15 protein-coding genes are annotated in these 16504 nt (G+C 66.9%); 4 read left to right on the top strand and 11 right to left on the bottom strand.

All coding sequences use genetic code 11. The features are described from left to right. Positions 1-118 precede the first annotated feature (118 nt). The 4 genes from QM624_RS05490 to QM624_RS05505 all read right to left on the bottom strand — a co-directional run bounded on the left by QM624_RS05490 (position 119) and on the right by QM624_RS05505 (position 4811). Positions 119-1606, bottom strand: coding sequence for a glycoside hydrolase family 32 protein (locus QM624_RS05490; protein ID WP_415089564.1), 1488 nt, complete (start codon positions 1604-1606; stop codon positions 119-121). An 88-nt stretch (positions 1607-1694) separates the two neighbouring features. Continuing rightward, on the bottom strand, positions 1695-2531 hold the full coding sequence (locus tag QM624_RS05495; RefSeq protein ID WP_415089566.1) for a carbohydrate ABC transporter permease: 837 nt from the start codon (positions 2529-2531) through the stop codon (positions 1695-1697). A gap of 7 nt (positions 2532-2538) precedes the next feature. Beyond that, a complete protein-coding gene (locus tag QM624_RS05500) occupies positions 2539-3429 on the bottom strand; it encodes a carbohydrate ABC transporter permease (protein WP_415089568.1) in 891 nt (296 codons plus the stop codon). After that, positions 3429-4811: an extracellular solute-binding protein gene (locus QM624_RS05505; RefSeq protein ID WP_415089570.1), complete on the bottom strand. Its 1383-nt coding sequence runs from the start codon at positions 4809-4811 to the stop codon at positions 3429-3431. Before QM624_RS05505 ends, QM624_RS05500 begins: the two co-directional genes overlap by 1 nt. Before the next feature lie 205 nt (positions 4812-5016). Between QM624_RS05505 and QM624_RS05510 the strand changes: the two genes are divergently transcribed. Together QM624_RS05510 and QM624_RS05515 are read left to right on the top strand one after the other, a co-directional pair. Next, entirely contained in the window at positions 5017-6036 is a 1020-nt protein-coding gene (locus tag QM624_RS05510) for a LacI family DNA-binding transcriptional regulator (RefSeq protein WP_415089572.1), read from the top strand. A 139-nt stretch (positions 6037-6175) separates the two neighbouring features. Then, positions 6176-6949, top strand: a complete 774-nt coding sequence (locus tag QM624_RS05515) for a phosphotransferase (protein WP_415089574.1) — start codon at positions 6176-6178, stop codon at positions 6947-6949. Positions 6950-6967: 18 nt separating this feature from the next. On the opposite strand, the gene QM624_RS05520 is transcribed toward QM624_RS05515, so the two are convergent. Both QM624_RS05520 and QM624_RS05525 read right to left on the bottom strand, forming a co-directional pair. Continuing rightward, the gene (locus tag QM624_RS05520; protein ID WP_415089576.1) at positions 6968-7087 is read right to left on the bottom strand and encodes a toxin-antitoxin system toxin subunit; all 120 of its coding nucleotides are present in this window, start codon (positions 7085-7087) and stop codon (positions 6968-6970) included. 127 nt (positions 7088-7214) lie between these two features. Next, positions 7215-7487: a ribbon-helix-helix protein, CopG family gene (locus tag QM624_RS05525; RefSeq protein WP_415089578.1), complete on the bottom strand. Its 273-nt coding sequence runs from the start codon at positions 7485-7487 to the stop codon at positions 7215-7217. 147 nt (positions 7488-7634) lie between these two features. Here QM624_RS05525 and galK point away from each other — a divergent pair, with 147 nt between their 5' ends. Together galK and QM624_RS05535 are read left to right on the top strand one after the other, a co-directional pair. Beyond that, positions 7635-8831, top strand: a complete 1197-nt coding sequence (gene galK, locus QM624_RS05530; RefSeq protein ID WP_415089580.1) for a galactokinase — start codon at positions 7635-7637, stop codon at positions 8829-8831. Positions 8832-9045: 214 nt separating this feature from the next. Beyond that, positions 9046-11346 (top strand): hypothetical protein, encoded by a 2301-nt coding sequence (locus QM624_RS05535; protein ID WP_415089582.1) that lies wholly within the window; start codon positions 9046-9048, stop codon positions 11344-11346. A 109-nt stretch (positions 11347-11455) separates the two neighbouring features. Here the strand turns inward: QM624_RS05535 and alr are convergent, their stop codons facing one another. The 5 genes from alr to QM624_RS05560 all read right to left on the bottom strand — a co-directional run bounded on the left by alr (position 11456) and on the right by QM624_RS05560 (position 16319). Next, positions 11456-12577: an alanine racemase gene (gene alr, locus QM624_RS05540; protein WP_415089584.1), complete on the bottom strand. Its 1122-nt coding sequence runs from the start codon at positions 12575-12577 to the stop codon at positions 11456-11458. Beyond that, entirely contained in the window at positions 12574-13401 is an 828-nt protein-coding gene (locus QM624_RS05545) for a sulfurtransferase (protein WP_415089586.1), read from the bottom strand. Before QM624_RS05545 ends, alr begins: the two co-directional genes overlap by 4 nt. Before the next feature lie 142 nt (positions 13402-13543). Continuing rightward, positions 13544-13801, bottom strand: a complete 258-nt coding sequence (locus tag QM624_RS05550; protein WP_415089588.1) for a zinc ribbon domain-containing protein — start codon at positions 13799-13801, stop codon at positions 13544-13546. Beyond that, entirely contained in the window at positions 13798-14226 is a 429-nt protein-coding gene (locus QM624_RS05555; RefSeq protein WP_415089590.1) for a MarR family winged helix-turn-helix transcriptional regulator, read from the bottom strand. The genes QM624_RS05550 and QM624_RS05555 overlap by 4 nt, the downstream gene beginning before the upstream one ends. A gap of 224 nt (positions 14227-14450) precedes the next feature. Then, complete coding sequence (locus QM624_RS05560; protein ID WP_415089592.1) at positions 14451-16319, bottom strand: glucose PTS transporter subunit IIA; 1869 nt, start codon at positions 16317-16319, stop codon at positions 14451-14453. Positions 16320-16504 lie beyond the last annotated feature (185 nt).

Raw genomic sequence — 16504 nt, forward strand, 5'->3', positions numbered from 1 at the left:
GAGCGGCTTCTGAGTGCCCGCTCTGGACCGCAACATACAGGAGACGACTCTTCTCGTGTAGACAGCAGCCCTAAGTTGCAACCATCGTGTGATCTAGGGGTGTTGGTATCTGCCCGGATCAGTGGCGTTCGTAGCTGCTGCCCATCCGGTGCACGTTCAGCTTGGTGACGGACGCCGTCCCGGCCTCGCTGAACAGCTCGACCGATCGTTCACCCTCGCCGGGGAACACCAGCAGGCTCAACGCCTCGCGTCCCTCGTCGAGGAACACTTCGACGCTGGAGGCGTCCAGCAGGATGCGCATCCGCAAGGTGCCGCCCCGCACCGCGGCGCTGCGGTAACCGCGCTGGCCGGCGCCGGAGTGACGCCTGTCGACCACCAGCCGTCCGGTCTGGACGTCGTAGGCGATCAGGGTCTCGTCACCACCCGGGGTCTTGTGAACGGCCAGGCCGATACGTTCGGCGGTGCTCGCCGCCAGGTCGATCTCGATGTCGATCTCCCCGGCCGTCAGATCGGTGGCGACCACGCGCGTTTCGTCCTCGGTCAACTGCAGGGCGCCGTGTTCGTCGGTGGTGCTGCGCAACGCCTCCACCTCGGCGACCGGCCACATGGTCAGCTTGTTGTCGGTGGTCAGCCCGAGTTGGCGCGGCACGGTCAGCTGGGAACACCAGCCGTCCGCCTGGGAGGGCATCGGCTGATCGGGGCCGCCGCCCATCCAGCCGAACAGCAGGCGGCGCCCGTCCGGGGCTTCGAAGGTCTGCGGCGCGTAGAAGTTGCCGCCCCGGTCCAGTTCGGTGTGTTCGGCGATCACCTCGAAGTCGCTTCCGGGCTGCCAATGCCCCACCACGTAACCGACGTTGTGGATGTTGCGGCGCTCGTAGCCGTCCGGGAGGGCCCGCATCGGACAGAACAGCAGCACCCAGCGGTCGCCGAACGGGAAGAAGTCCGGGCATTCCAGCATGAATGTGCCGGGCAGCGACGACCGATACAGCACCCGCTCGAAACGCCAGTCGCGCAGGTCGTCGGAGTCGTAGAGCCAGACCTCGCCGAAGCCGTCCGGGGTGCCCACCCCGACCACCAGGTACCAGGTGTTCCCCTGCCGCCAGACCTTCGGATCGCGGAACTGCGGGACGCCGTCCGGATTGTCGATGACGACCCCCACCTTGTCGAAGTGATTCCCGTCGGCGCTGACCGCGAGTATCTGGCGCTGGCTGACACCGTCGGTGAAGTCGACACCGTTGTTCCAGACGTGCCCGGTGTAGTAGGCGTACAGCTCGCCCGAATCGGCGACCACAGCGGAACCGGAGAAGACGCCGTCCCGATCGGCGGGCAGGCTCGGCGCCATCGCGATCGGCTCACGCCGCCAGGTGATCAGGTCGGCACTGCTGACATGCCCCCAGTGCATCAGCCCCCAGTCGGTGCCGTAGGGGTAATGCTGGAAGAACACGTGGTAGCGGCCGTTGAAATAGCACAGGCCGTTCGGGTCGTTGATCCAGCCGGCCACCCCGGCGATGTGGAATCGCGGGTACCACCGGTCGCGACGGGTCGCCGCCAGGTCGCCGACGGCGGCCTCGGCGCGCTGCAACGCCTCGCTCATGCTGACAGTCATGCTTCTGCTCCCAGACCAAATAGCTGTGTGTGTGATCGGACGGCACGATGCCCGCCACCCGATGGTGACGGGCATCGCATGGAGTGCGCTACTTGCCGGCGCCCGCGGTGAGGCCCTCACGAAGCGGCTTCTGACCGAAGACGAACACCAGCAGCGCCGGGATCATCGAAATGATGACACCGGCCAGCACGGTCGAGACCGAACCGCTGCCGAGCTTGCCCTGCAGCGACACCAGGCCGAGCGGCAGGGTGAAGTTCTGCTCGCTGATCGTCATGATCAGCGGACGGAAGAACTCGTTCCAGTGGTAGTTGAACGCCAGGATTCCGACGATCGCCAAACCGGGTGTCGACAGCGGCAGGTAGATGCTGAAGAACGTCTTCCACGGACCGGCACCGTCGATCTCGGCGGCTTCACCGAGTTCGGCGGGCAGGCCCATGAAGTACTGCCGCATCAGGAACGTACCGAACGCCGTAGGCAGCGCCGGAATGATCAGGGCGAGCAGCGTGTCGGCCAGCCCCATGCCACGGATCAGCATGAACACCGGGACGATGGTCACCTGCATCGGCACCATCATCGTGGCGAGCACGACCGCGAACAGGGCGTTCTTGCCGCGGAAGTCGAACCGGGCGAACACGTAGCCCGCCATGGCCGCGCTGATCATCTGGCCGGCGGCCACCAACACGGTGACCAGTGCGGTGTTCCACACGTACAACCAGACCGGGATCTTCTCGAACACGTCGGCGAACGCGCTGAAGCCGGGGGTGATCTCGTGGGTGACCGGATCCTGCGGGTTGAGCGCCGAGTACAGCGTCCAAACCACGGGTCCGATGGTGAGGAACACGCCGAGGGCGAGCACCAGATACTTGGCAAACGTGCCGAGCCCCGAAAGCGGGGATCGGGTTTTCACTGCGTCGATATTGCTCATGGAAACCTCACCCGTAGAAGACGTAACGCTTGCTCAGCTGGAACTGCAGACCGGTGACCAGCATGATCACGAGGGTCAGCACGATGCCGACGGCGGATGCGCCGCCGAAGTCGAGCTGCCGGAAAGCCGACTCGTAGATCACCATCACCGCCGTCCGCGTGTCGTCACCTGGGCCGCCACGGGTGAGAACCCACGGCTGATCGAAGATCTGCAGCGCGCTGATGATCGCCATCACGGACGCCACCAGCATCGTCGGGCTGATCAGCGGAATGGTGATGTGCCGGAACTGCGCCCAGCCCACCACACCGTCGATCGACGACGCCTCGTACACCTCCTTCGGAATACCGGCGACACCGCCGATGAACATCAGGAAGGTGAAGCCGAAGTTCTGCCACACGTAGACCAGCAGCACCACGACCTTGGCGCCGAAGCCGGTGGTCAACCAGCCGACCTTGCCGATGCCGATCCAGGTCAGGAACTGGTTGACCAGGCCGAACTCGTAGTTGAACAGGTAGGCCATGATCAGCGACACCGACGCCGCCGACAGGATCAGCGGGAAGAACAGCGCCGAACGGAAGAACGTCCGCAGCCAGTTGGGCATCTTGGACTGCACCAGGATGGCGAGTCCGAGAGCGACCGCCAACTGCACGATCACGGCGGCAATCACGAAGGTGATGGTGTTGAGGAAGGACACCCGAATCGTCGGATTGGTCACCATCTGACCGAAGTTGTCGAAGCCGACGAACTCGGGATTCGTGATGATGTCCCAGCGGAAGAACGCCAGGACGACGGAGCCGATGATCGGCACCACGCTGAACAGGCCCAGCCCGATCACCGTGGGAGCAAGGAAGACCCAGACCAGCGCCCGGTTCTTCTTTCGAGGATTTGATTCGGACATCAGCGTCCCTTCAGTGCGAATTCGAGGTCACGCTGCATCAGCTCGAGGCCGGGCCGGACACCGCCCGGTCCATTCATGATCGTGCCGACCACGTTCTTGAGCAGCGCGGATTCGACCGCCGCCTGCTGGGGCGGGGCCGGCATCGGACCGGTGGTGGGGAATTTGATCAGCGTGTCGTAGAAGACGTTCCAGTGCGCGGGGCCGACCCCGGCGCCGTAGAGCTTGTCGTTCAGCGACTTGCGCGGCAGTGACGAGTCCGGCTTGTTGTGGGCGATCGACATGCCTTCGAGAGACACGCAGTACTTCAGCCATTCCCAGGCCTCGTCCTTGCGCTCCGAGATGTCCATGATGGCGTAGCCGCCGGCACCGAACTGGTGCCGCTGGCCGTTCATCGCCGGGAAGTAGGTGACGTCGTAGGCGTCGTTGGCCACGCCCGCCTCCTTCAAACCCTGCACCCAGTAGCCGCCGGCCGGCGTCATGCCGACCGCACCGGTGGAGAACAGTGCGACGAGTTCGTTGCCGCCGCCCTGAGCCGGGTTGGCCGCCAGACCTTCGCTGACCAGTCGCTGCAGCACCGAGAAGCTCTCCACGGTGGCGTCACTGAGGGCGTCCGCGTTCTCCCAGAGGTAGCCGCCACCGCGTGGCGTCTCGTTGGGATAGAACTTCTTCCAGAACCAGTCGCCGCCGGGGGCCTTCTCCTCGGTGAGGAAGCTGGTCTTGTTGACGTACAGCCACGGCACGACGCCGCCCCACAACCGGTTGTTCCAGAAGTAGGGCAGGAAGCTGCCCTGGCCGCTGGACTTCATCTTCCGGGCGACGGTGAAGAAGTCGTCGACCGTCCAGTTGTCGTTGGGCCGCTCGAGGCCGGCACGTTGCAGCGCGGAGGTGTTGTAGAACACATTCGCCGCGTTGAAGTTGTCCGGCAGCTGGAACAGGCTGCCCTTGTAGAAGAACGATTCGATCAACGAGGGATGGACGTCGTCGAAATACTCCTGCATCTCGGCGGCGTCGCGTTGCACGAACTCGTCGAGCGGATAGGCCATCCGAGAGGCGAACAACTGGGTGCCCTCGGTGGCGACGGTGACAACGTCCGGCGGGGTGCCGGCCGCGATCATGGTGAGAATCTTGGCGAAATACTCGCTCCAGTCCTGGCCCTGGATCGCCACGATCCGGACCGGGATATCGGGATGTTTCTTCTGGAAGCCGGCGATCAGCCCCTGGCGCTGCTGGGCGTCCTGCTCGGTTCCGAAGAGCGCGATGGTGAGGGCGCTCTGCCCTCGGCCGGGGATGTCCTGAGCGGTGAGCCGCGGCCACGAGACCACCGTCCCGATCGCACCGAGGCCCAACGTCGCGAGCATTGCTCTTCGTGTGATGTCAGCCACTCTGCTGCTCCTTCTGCTTGGGTCACAGGCAGCGACGACCGCTGATCGGGACCCGAGTGTGGCGCGATGCTAATCGTTTTAGCACTCGTGCGTCAACGATTTTGCAGCCGCTCGGCCGACTTTCTGAGGCCAAGTCTCGGAAGGCGCTTTTCGCCCCTACTTGGACCTGGCGCTAGCATCCATGCCCTAAGCGAGGGAGCCTGGGATGAGGAAGCGCGTCACACTCGCCGACGTTGCCGCCCGCGCCGGTGTCTCGACGGCGTCCGCCAGCCTTGTGCTCAACAACCGGCCAGGCACCCGGCTCTCCGCCACCTCCGCCGCACGGATCCGGGCAGCAGCCGAGGAACTGAACTACCGCCCCAACCACACCGCGCGCAGCCTGCGGCTGGGTTCGACCCGAACCGTGGCCTTCCTCTCCGCCGACGTCACCACCACCCGCTTCGCCTCGGCGATGATCCTCGGCCTGCTGCAGGAGGCCGACGCGCGGGAGCACACGGTGCTGATCGCCGAGACCGGCAACGACGCGGCCCGCACCGAACGCGCGCTGCTCACCATGCTCGACCGCCAGCCGTCTGCACTGATCCTCGGCTTCATGCAGGCACGGCGGATCCATGTTCCGCCGGTCCCCTCCGACGTGCCGGTGATCATGGTGAACGGTGCGAGCGATGAGCAGCACCCCACGGTGCTGCCCGCCGATCACGAGGGTGGCCGGCAGATCGCCTCGGTGCTGGCCGACGCGGGGCACACCGACATCGCCGTCATCGGCTACGACCCGAATCGGGACCCGGACTGGGGCGAGACGGTGACCATCGGAGCCCGATTCGCGGGCATCGACGAGGTGATCGCCGAGCGCGGGCTGCGGGTCACCGGCTACCGGGCCCGTCGCTGGGATCCGGACGTCGGCTTCGAGGGCATGAACGAACTGCTCGATTCGGGCGCGGAGTTCACCGGGCTGATCTGCCTGAACGACCGGCTCGCCTTCGGCGCCTACCAGGCCATGCAGTTGCGCGGGTTGCGCATTCCGGACGACGTCTCGGTGGTGTCGTTCGACGACGACGTGATCGCCGCGCACCTGCGTCCGGCACTGACCACCGCGCTGCTGCCGTACGAGGAGATGGGACGCCGGGCAATGGAGATGGCGCTCAGCGATTCGGTCGACCCGCAGAATCTGCTGGTGCCGATGCCGATACAACTGCGGGATTCCGTGCGCGAGCTGCGCTCGTGAGCCCTCGCGTGGTGGGACGTCGTCGGGACTCCCTCAGGTCGAGATTCGGCGTCCGGTCGATCCGCGCCAACTTGCTCACGGGGCGCTGCGAGACGCCAGTGCTTTACTGACATGCATGGCCCCTCGACCTCGGCTGGAGATGCTGTGGGAGTCCGCCGACCCGGCGGCTGCGCTCACCTCGCGATTCGGCTTCGTGGGCGAGGACCACGCCGCGGCATGGCTCACTGATGCGTTGCGCGACGCCTGGGGTCTTCGTGTCGAGCGTTGCGATCGTCTTGTCATCAGTGCGAGCAAGCTTCTGGCGTGGCTCACCGTCGACGGTAGATGTCTCATCGCCAAGTGCGCAGTCGATCCGACGCTGTTTGCGCGGCTTGCTGAGATCGACGAGCTCATCGCCTGGCTGCACCATGAGGGTCTTCCCGTCGCGGCTCCTCTCGCCACCACAGATGGGCCCCGACGCCTCGACCGAGACCGCTACTCCGTCGGCCTCTACCCCGTCATCGGCGGTGACCTGCTTGACGTGGATGACCAGGACCAGGTCGAGGCCGCGGGTCAGACACTCGCGACGCTGCACCGGTCGCTGGCGGCCTACCCCGGGGAACTCTCGGGCGGTCAAGCCCAGGAGGGTCAGCAGCTCGTGCATGGCGATTTCCGGTCTGCGAACATCCTCTGTGCCGACCAGATCACGGCAGTCCTCGACTTCGACGAGGCGTCGCACCGCAGTCGGGCAGACGAACTTGCCCGCTCCGCGGTGCTCCTCGGTACCCGCTATCACAATTGGCAGCCGACACCGCCAGCAACCCGGAAGGCATTCGTCGCTGCCTACAACGATGTCTGGCCTCTGACTGGCATGGAGTGGAAGGAATACGATCTCGTCGTCGCTGCAGTCGCAAAGCACTTCGGCTGGACATAGTCGGCCGCGTCCTGGCCGTCAGATCTCGTCGAGGTACTGCGAGCGGGCCTTCATGGCATGGATGAGCAGTTCATAGCCGTCATCGAAGACCAGGGCAACCAGTTCGAGAAGACGGCCCGCGGGGTCCGTCCCGATCATGAGCTAGCGACGAGGATCGTCCTCGTCGTCAAGTGGGCGGAAGTGCAGGACATGGGCGGCCGCGTAGAGGACTGAAGCATCATCGAGCCGGTCGCGACCATAGTGCTTGCGAGCGGACGGGTGAAGCTCAAGCAACGTGAGTCGTCCACTCGCGCACCGCGGCCCGGATGGCCTCAGAGCGCGTGGCAATACCCTCGGCTTCGGCACGCGCAGTGAGTGCGGCGAGGGTGGCTGCGTCGAGACGTACCGGCACGACCACACCGGGGCCGTCCCCCACCGGTGGACGACCGCGACGCGCCTTCGGGAGCTTCGACAGGTCGTAGCCTGCCTCGGCCTCATCGGCCCACGCTTGAATCTGCTCATCGGTCACAGACTCGCCGTGCAGCAGGTGCTCACTCATGGACTTATCGTATACGGAAACATTGTTTCCGTATACGAAACTCCTGCGTCGTTGGTCAAGATCGGTGAGAACTCCCCTACTCAGGGGGAGAGGCGCCATTCTGTACCTGACCGACGCGGTCGACGGAGACTGACGAAGAGGAGTCCGATGAGCGAGTGGCAGCAGGCCTGGCCGAGTGAGGTCGGCGTCCGGACGGCACGAGAGTTGTTCCGGACGGCGTACGACGCCGAGCCGGACGGCGTCTGGGCCTCGCCGGGGCGGGTGAACCTGATCGGCGAGCACACCGATTACAACGGCGGGTTGTGCCTGCCGATCGCGCTGCCGCACCGCACCTATGTGGCCGTCTCCGCCCGGTCGGACGGCCGGGTCCGGATGACCACCGACATCGGCGATGAGGTGTGGGAGGGCGAGGTCGCCGAGCTCGCTCCCGGCAAGGTGTCGGGCTGGGTGGCCTACTGCGGCGGGCCGGCCTGGGCGCTGCGGGAGGCGGGCTTCGAGGTGCCCGGATTCGACCTGGCCGTCGCCTCGTGCGTGCCGCTGGGTGCCGGACTGTCGTCGTCCGCGGCGGTGGAGTGCGCCGTCGGCCTGGCGCTGGCCCAGCTGGCCGGACAACGACTCGACACCGACGATGACTCCCGGGCCCGGCTGGCCACGCTCTGCGTGCTGGCCGAGAACGAAGTCGCCGGTGCGCCAACCGGCGGCATGGACCAGGCGGCCTCGCTGCGCACCACCGCAGGACATGCGCTGCTGCTCGACTGCCGCGACGGCTCGGTTGAACAGGTGCGCTTCGATCTGGCGTCCGCCGGCCTGGAGTTGCTGGTGATCGACACCCGGGCCAGCCACTCACTGGCCGACGGCCAGTACGGCGCCCGCCGTGCCGCCTGCGAATCGGCCGCCCGCACCCTGGGCGTCGTGACGCTGCGTGAGGTCAGCGATCTGGACGCGGCGCTGGCGCAGCTCGACGACGAGGAAGTGCGCCGCCGCGTCCGTCATGTGGTGACCGAGATCGCGCGGGTGACCGAGTTCGTGACAGTCGCCGAAGCCGGTGACTGGACCGCCGCCGGCGAGCTGATGAACGCCTCGCACGAGTCGCTGCGCGACGACTACGAGGTCAGCTGCCTCGAACTGGACGTGGTGGTGACCGCCGCGCGGGCCGCCGGCGCCCTCGGTGCCCGGATGACCGGCGGCGGCTTCGGCGGCAGCGCCATCGCGCTGGTCCGCGGTGAGGACGCCGCGTCCATCGCGCATGCGGTGCGTGAGGCGTCCGGGTCGCGCGGTCTGCCCGTGCCGGACGTTCATCAGGCCACGCCGTCCGAACCCGGAGGTTGCCTGGTCGAGCCGTGAGGCGATCGGGACCAGCGAAATTCGAGCCCCGCGTCCTCGCCCCGCCCGAGATCCCGGCGTTCACAGCCGGGATGACAGGCCACCAAGACCAACGAGACTTGGACCCCTGCCTCAGCCGGTCATCCCGGGCTCGACCCGGGATCTCGTGCGGGAGTTATCCACAGGTTGAAAAGTAATTCTGAGGATCGGGCAATTTTCGCTCTAGCTTGTCCGCATGAGTCGTTCCCGGTGGTTGATCATGGTGCTGGCGTTGCTGGTGCTGACGGCCTGCACGGGCGAGCCGCCGCGTCCGCCGGCGAACACTCCCGGCCTGCCGGCCGACGTATTCCCCGGACTGCCGAACCTGGGTGCCGGCGTCGAAACGACTGTCGAGGCGATGGCCAGCGACGGCGACACCATGCTGATGGTCGCGACGATCGAGGGCCGCACCTCGATTCCCCTCCTGCGCTACTCGACGGACGCCGGCGCGACCTGGCACGACGGCGTGCCGAGCGCAGCAGCCGCGTCTGCGGCTGCCATCGGCGAAGAGGCCGTTGGGGTCGCCGCCGTGGCCGGCGCCGGGGCGGATCGTCGCTGGCTGAGTCTGACCAGTAAGAGCCAGACGCTGTTCGCCTGGACCAGCCCCGACGCACAGACCTGGGAGCGCACCCCAGTGGCCGGCATCGATCCCAAGAAGGGCGAAGAGGTCTTCAGCATCACCGGGCTGTCCGGTGGTGGTTTCGTGGCGGTCGGCGGCGGCTGGCGCCACGACAAGACCTGGCCAATGGCTTGGACATCGCCGGATGGCGTCACCTGGACGGCACAGAAGCTCCCCGGCGAGGGCCACCTGAGCGAGGTCGCCGCCAATGGCGACCGGCTGGTGGCGGTGGGCAGGAATGAACTGCCCCGGCTCCGCAAGGGCCGGTCGCAATTCTCCCTGCTGTTCACCTCCACCGATGGCGGCACGAACTGGCGTCGCGTGGCGGTGAAGGAGCCGGCCACCTCGGGGAACTTCATCAGCTCGCTCAGCCATGTGGTCACCACCGACAAGGGCTTCATGGTCGGCGGGAGCTACTGCGACAACCCCATGGGGACCTACCGTCCGCTGATGTTGACCAGCGACGATCTGCGTTCGTGGCGTTCTCCCCGCCGACTACCCGACGCAGGCGAGTCGTCCGGCGTCACCGAGCTGATCAGGATGGGGTCGGGGACACTCGCTGTGCAACGCGCCTCCGCTGCAGGTGCGAGCGACGAGGTGCGCGTTTGGCACTTGTCGCCCGGCGACATGTTCTGGACACCGGTCACCATCCCGTCCACCAGGGGAAGCGCGTGGGCAGAGGCCGGCGCCGGTGCGGGTGCGGTCGGAGTGGTCGCGATCGGTATCGATGGCAACCCGGGATCGACCCGGCTGTGGCGCTTCGACGGCCCGGCGCGGGTTGACGCGACGGAAGTGGCGGCTCCGTCCGAGACTCGCGAACGGATTCAGCCCAGTGGGCTGCTCGTCGTTGAGAACCACCTGGCCGCATACGGGCGCACCCAGGGCTCCTATGCCCTGTGGCACGCCGACGGCTCCGCCTTCAGCACGCCCATCCCGGTCGGGGCCGCGGCGGACGAGACGATCGACGCGGTCGCCTGGAGCGCCGACGGAGGCTACCTGGCGACCGGGGAGGTGGAGGGCACCGACGCCTTCACGCTGCACTCGACGGACGGCCAGAAATGGCGACGAACCGCGCCGAAGGCCTTCAACAAGGTGGCGCAGTACCACTACTCGAGCATCGCCGACGCCATCCGTGCCGACGGACGGTGGGTGGTGGTCGGCGAGCGGAGCACCAACGGCGAAATCCGCCGCTCGGCACTCGTGGCCAGCTCAGCCAACGGGCTCTCCTGGACACACGGACGTCCCGCCAGAACGACAACGCGCGGTGACTGGTACGACCGGCGCGACCCGTTGGACGACCTGCACGGTCTGGACGGCCGAGAGCGAGCGATGACCGCGGTAACGGCATTCGGACGCGGCCTGGTGGCAGTCGGCTCGATCAGCGACGGTCCCGGCACCGAGCCCGCGGCATGGGTGGCTGCCGATGCTCGGACCTGGCGCCTGATCCCGCTGCCGTTCGATCACTACGAGCAGGCCGAGGTGAACAGCGTGCACCGCGTCGGAGAGGTCCTGGTGGGCTACGGCTGGGCTCTGGGGAAGGGCACGACCCGCAGCACCCGTGCGGTGTGGCGCTCCACCGACGGCGGGGCTCATTGGTCCTTCACCGCTTTCGAGGGCGTCCATTCGGGGGCGCTGATGGCTCACTCCGGCGGCGAGTTCCTCGAGGTCTTCCTCTCCGACGACCACCGGACGCTCACCTTGTCGCGATCCTCGGACGGCCTGACCTGGGCGAAGGCGCCACTGAAGGTCGAGGATCTGGCGGACGGAATGGAGCTCTCACTGGATGACGTGCTGGTGCACGACGGCGCGCTCCACCTGTTGGTGACCGTTCAAAGCCGCAGCGACGCGGTCACCCTGGTGCAGCGCGTGCCGCTGTGAGGGCAGGCCCCAGGGAAACGCTGGTCATTCACGTCATCCCGGGCTCTCAAGCGGAGAGATCCCGGATCAAGTCCGGGATGACGATGGAGGGGCTTTGATCAGAGCATCCCTAGCGGTAGTCGCGGGTGACCCGGCCGGTGATCAGGCAGGTCACCTCGTACGGGATGGTGCCCATCAACTCGGCGACCTCGGCGACGGTGATCTCCTGGTCGCCGTAACGTCCGATCAGCACGACCCCGTCACCGACCGCGACGTTCGGCTCGGGGCCGAGGTCGATCATGGTCTGGTCCATGCAGACCCGACCGACGATCGGGTAGGAGGTGCCGTCGATCAGCACCCGTCCCCGGTTGGACAGCAGTCGCGAATAGCCGTCGCCGTAGCCGACCGGAATGGTGGCGATCCAGGTGTGGCGGGGGGCCGTCCAGGTGCGTCCGTAGCTCACCGTCTCTCCTGCAGCCACCGGTTTCACGAACGAGATCTCCGTGGTCAGCGCCAGGCCGGGGCGCAGTTCGACGCTGCGTTCAGCCTGCGGGTCGGGCAGGCTGCCGTAGATCATGATCCCGGGACGGACCAGGTCGAACCAGGTGTCGGGGTGGCCCAGCACGGCGCCCGAGTTGGCCAGATGTTTGATCTCCACCGGGCCTGCGGCGTCCTCGACGGCGGCGATCGTCTCCCGGAACAGCTCGGTTTGCGCGCGGGTGAAGTCGACGCCGTCCGGAGTGTCCGAGATCGGCAGGTGGCTGAACAGACCCTGCAGATGCAGGTGCGGATCGGACGCGATCCGCGCGGCCAGCGCCGGCGCCGCGGCGGGTTCGATGCCGACCCGGCGCATGCCGGTGTCGACCTTCAGATGGACGGAGACTCCGGTCAGCCCGACCTGCTCAGCGACCCGGGACGTCTCTTCCACCGACGCCTCGTCGACCACGGTCAGGGTGAGCGCCGAGATCAGCGCGCGGCCGACCTCGTCCAAGCCACGGGTCGGCGACAGCTTCAGGATCGGCAGCCCGATGCCGGCGCGGCGCAGCTGCCGTCCCTCGTCGACGGTGGCGACGCCGAGCCAGTCAGCCGCCTGCCGCTGCTCGATCATCGCCGCCACCGCAGCCGCGCCGTGCCCGTAGGCGTTGGCCTTGACCGCGGCCAGCACCTGCCGGTCACCGACCCGTGCCCGGACGCCGCGCAGGTTGGCCTCGATGTTGTCGAGCAGGGTGTGTGCGGTGGTGGGGTAGCTCATGCGGGTTCCGACTCACCGGTCGCGACCGGACGCGACGGGTCGTTGCTCCAGGCCGACCATGACCCCGGGTAGAGCGCGATCTCGAGGTCGAGCGCAGCACCCGCCAGCACCAGCTGCGCGGCGCTCACCCCCGAGCCGCAGTAGGCCGCCAGCGGAGCGGTCTGGTCGCCGAGCAGTTCGCGCAGGCGGTCCTGTTCGGGCAGCCGTCCGTCGGCGGCGAAGAAGTCGCTGACCGGAACGTTGACCGCTCCGGGGATGTGCCCGGCGACCGGATCCATCGGCTCGGTCTCGCCGCGGTATCGCTCGGGCGCGCGGGCGTCCATCAGGGTGCCGGAGAAGCCGGCGGCGTCGTCGGCCTCGATGGTCGGCAACTGTCCGGGCGTGACGTGCAGCTCGGCACTCTCGACGATCGCATCACCGGTTGTCATCGGGCGGTTGTGCACCGTCCAGGCATCGATTCCGCCGTCCAGGACGCGGACGTCCAACCCGGCCCAGCGCAGCACCCACCAAGCGCGGGAGGCGGCGAACGAGCCGGCCTCGTCGTAGACCACGATCGGACGGCTGCCGTCCACACCCAGCGCACCCAGGCCGCGGGCCAGGGTGTCGGCGTCGGGCAGCGGATGCCGTCCGTCGGTCGGTTCGCCGTGCCGGGTCAGCACGGTTTCCAGGTCGAGGAAGCGGGCACCCGGGAGATGGGCCTCCCGGTAGCGGTCGCGCCCCGCCCCGGACGGCTCACCCAGCCGCCATCGCACGTCGAGCAGATCGACATCGGCGAGGACGCCGTCCAGTTCGTCGGGAGTGATCAGCACATCGCCACGGGCCATGCCCCCAGCCTGTCAGACCCGGCCGTTGATGATCACCCCCGGCTCGTCGAAGAACGGCCGGCGGTCGATCGCGCGATCGGCCACAGGTTTCGGGATCGGCCACTGCTTTCGGCATATTTCCCGAAACCAGTCGCGCAACCTGTCAGCAGTTGTCGATCGCGCGATCAGTGAGCCGCGGGTGCCCGCGCCAAGCCGGCAGGGACGCCATGTAGGCCCGGGTCTGTTCCTCGATCATCTCTTGGGACTGGTCGGGGTGCCGGCGCCGCTGCCAGCCGACCATTGCGGCGAAGCGGGTGTCGAAGTCCTGCAGGTTGCCGTCGGCGTCGGTGCAGTACTGGCAGTAGTGCCCGCTCTCGATGGGCATGCCGCAGCTCTCGCAGGAAGCGGTCTGGGTGGTCATCGGTGGTCCTCTCGTCGGGCCGCGGCGATCAGGGCGTTCAGCCCGTCGATCAGCCCGCGGCGGGTGGTGTCGTCCAGTTGCTCCATGGCGCGTGCGACCAGGGTGCGGTCGAGCACGTCGGCGTCGTCGCGCAGCCGGTTCATCCCGGCCTCGGTGAGCCAGACCAGGGTGCGGCGCCGGTCGTCCGGATCAGGTTCGCGCTCCAGCAGGCCATGGCCCTCCAGTTGAGTGACGATGTCACTGACCACCGACTGGGCGCGGTCGAGATGCCGAGCGGCCTCACCGACGGTGATCGGACCCGACCCGGCCAGGTGGGTGAGCACCGCCCGGGAGGCGTTGGTCAGCTCGCTGCGGCGTCCGTCACGGCGGTGAAAGGCCAGGTAGGTCCGTGGGAACACCTCGCAGAACGCATCGGAGTCGGACATGACTTCATCGTCCGGCGGAGTGAATCCATCGTCAATCCCGATGGATCGGACCGCTCACAACGTGTAGACGCTTCTGTCCATGGTCCGCACCTAGATTCGTCTAGATAGCGGAGCTTTATAGGCGAATGTAGATGAATACAACCTCCCTGGTGGGGCCCCGAACAAAAGGGATCCGGATCGGGCTGGTCAGTCCAAGCCCGATCCGGATCCTTGTTTCAGCTGCTTCAGACCGCCGCGCTGACCGATACGACGCTGTCACCCCGCTGCAGCGCGGCGTCGGCGTCGTCGAACTCGTTCACGGTGGAGACCTTGCCGAGGTTCGTCACCAGCACCAGGATCACGGGATCCTTGCCGGCGCGACGGACGGCGTCGAGGTCGACCCGGGCGATCAGGGTCGACGGGTCGACCCGGTCGCCCGGCGCGCATAAGACCTCGAAACCCTCACCCTGAAGCGACACCGTGTCGATGCCGAGATGAACGAGAACCTCGACTCCGTCATCGGTCTCCAGGCCGATCGCATGCTTTGTCGGGAAGACCACCGTGACGGTGCCCGACACGGGCGCATACACGTCGCCGTCTGCGGGCTGCAGCGCGTAGCCGTCGCCGACCGTCTTGCTGGCGAAGACCGCGTCGCTGACCTCCTCGAGGGGCACAAAGGCGCCCCGCGCGACCGCAACCAGTTCCACACGCTCACCCTTGACTCCCAGCGCCGCCGCCTCCGGGGCGACTGCAGATTCGTCCGCCGGACGCTCGGCCGGCACCAAGAACATCGTCAGGATGAACGAACTGGAGATGGCGATGGCAATGCCGGCCAACGCGAACGGGAAGTAGGGACCGACGTAGGCCGGCAGACTGAAGATCGACGACAGGATGTAGGCGTAGATCCGGACGCCGGTGACGGCGAAGAACGTCGCCGCGAGAGTACTGCCGATCGTCGCCGCCACGAACGCCCGGCGGTACTTGGAGAGCACGCCGAACAGGGCCGGCTCGGTGATGCCCAGCAGACCTGACACGGCGGCAGATGCGACGACCGTCTTCTGATCCTTGCTGCGCACCTTGAAGTAGACCGCCGCAGTCGCACCGGCGATGGCCATGTTGGCCATGAACATCATCGGCATGAGCATGTCCCAACCCTGGGTCGCGAAGTTCTGCAACGCGATGGGGGTCTCGGCATGGTGCAGGCCGGTGAAGATCGCGATCGGGCGAGTGGCACCGAAAATGACGCCCGCGAGGATGGGCGAGAAGGCGAACAGCCAGGCAACGCCGGCGGCGAGCTGGTTGCCCAAGAAGATGCCGATGGGGCCGATCACCGTGAGCGCCAGCGTGCCGGCGATGAATAGCGAGAAGGTGGGCGTGAAGACCGTCCGCAGGACGCGCGGCAGTGCCCGGTCCACCCAGCGATAGATGTGACTGAGCGCGAAGACCGAGAAGATGATCGGAATCACGGTTCCGGCGTAGTTGAACACCGGGACCGGAATGACGCCGAACAGCATGAACGCCGTGATCTCCTTGGCGGCTGCGGCGGCGGTCATCGTCGGGTACTGCATGGCGGCGGCGATGGCGACCGCCATGAACATGTTCGTCTTGAAGATCTTCGCCGCGGACGCGGCCACGAAGAACGGCAGGAAGGTGAAGACACCGCTCGCGAGCATGTCGATGACGACGTAGGTGTCGTTCTTGTTCGAGATCACGCCCAGTGCCGCGAGCCCGGCCATCAGGCCCTTGATCATGCCCGCGCCCGCGATGGCAGGGACGATCGGCCCGAAGACACCGGACACCGTGTCCATGGCCAGTGCGACCCAGCCGCGCTTTCCACCGGCTGCTTCGCCGCCACCCGCTTTGTCGGAGAGCCCGAGCTTGTCAGCCAGCGGTTCGTAGTACTTCTCCACCTCGGTGCCGACCACCACCTGCAGTTCACCGTTCTGGACGTTGGTCCCGATCACCTCAGGAACGCCGTCCAGTGCGGCCATGTCCACCTTGGCGCCGTCCTTGAGGTCGAAGCGCAAGCGCGTCATGCAGTGCCACGCGTTGCTGACGTTGTCCACCCCGCCGACGGCGGCGATGACTTTCTCAGCTACCTCGCTGTAGCGCATCTACAGTCCCCTCTCTCATTTCTCATTCACAGCTCGACCCCAGCCGAGCGATGGTACCGATCCAATCCCCGGTCCCGACTGGGTAGATTGGAGCATGTAAGCCTGCTCTTTACGAAGCCGCGAAAGCATTGGACTGGCAACTACGAGCTTTTGGCGCCGTTGACCGAGCCATGCTGGCGGCTCCT

This window comes from Micropruina sp. (genome assembly GCF_047606365.1).
Taxonomy (GTDB): domain Bacteria; phylum Actinomycetota; class Actinomycetes; order Propionibacteriales; family Propionibacteriaceae; genus Micropruina.

Bases quoted from the DNA above. Each gene is read 5' to 3' on its own strand.
- QM624_RS05510 (WP_415089572.1), top strand. From the start codon at position 5,017: ATGAGGAAGCGCGTCACACTCGCCGACGTTGCCGCCCGCGCCGGTGTC.
- QM624_RS05515 (WP_415089574.1), top strand. From the start codon at position 6,176: ATGCTGTGGGAGTCCGCCGACCCGGCGGCTGCGCTCACCTCGCGATTC.
- QM624_RS05560 (WP_415089592.1), bottom strand. From the start codon at position 16,319: ATGCGCTACAGCGAGGTAGCTGAGAAAGTCATCGCCGCCGTCGGCGGG.
- QM624_RS05495 (WP_415089566.1), bottom strand. From the start codon at position 2,531: ATGAGCAATATCGACGCAGTGAAAACCCGATCCCCGCTTTCGGGGCTC.
- galK (WP_415089580.1), top strand. From the start codon at position 7,635: ATGAGCGAGTGGCAGCAGGCCTGGCCGAGTGAGGTCGGCGTCCGGACG.
- QM624_RS05545 (WP_415089586.1), bottom strand. From the start codon at position 13,401: ATGGCCCGTGGCGATGTGCTGATCACTCCCGACGAACTGGACGGCGTC.
- QM624_RS05520 (WP_415089576.1), bottom strand. From the start codon at position 7,087: ATGATCGGGACGGACCCCGCGGGCCGTCTTCTCGAACTGGTTGCCCTG.
- QM624_RS05535 (WP_415089582.1), top strand. From the start codon at position 9,046: ATGAGTCGTTCCCGGTGGTTGATCATGGTGCTGGCGTTGCTGGTGCTG.
- QM624_RS05555 (WP_415089590.1), bottom strand. From the start codon at position 14,226: ATGTCCGACTCCGATGCGTTCTGCGAGGTGTTCCCACGGACCTACCTG.
- QM624_RS05490 (WP_415089564.1), bottom strand. From the start codon at position 1,606: ATGACTGTCAGCATGAGCGAGGCGTTGCAGCGCGCCGAGGCCGCCGTC.
- alr (WP_415089584.1), bottom strand. From the start codon at position 12,577: ATGAGCTACCCCACCACCGCACACACCCTGCTCGACAACATCGAGGCC.
- QM624_RS05500 (WP_415089568.1), bottom strand. From the start codon at position 3,429: ATGTCCGAATCAAATCCTCGAAAGAAGAACCGGGCGCTGGTCTGGGTC.
- QM624_RS05525 (WP_415089578.1), bottom strand. From the start codon at position 7,487: ATGAGTGAGCACCTGCTGCACGGCGAGTCTGTGACCGATGAGCAGATT.
- QM624_RS05550 (WP_415089588.1), bottom strand. From the start codon at position 13,801: ATGACCACCCAGACCGCTTCCTGCGAGAGCTGCGGCATGCCCATCGAG.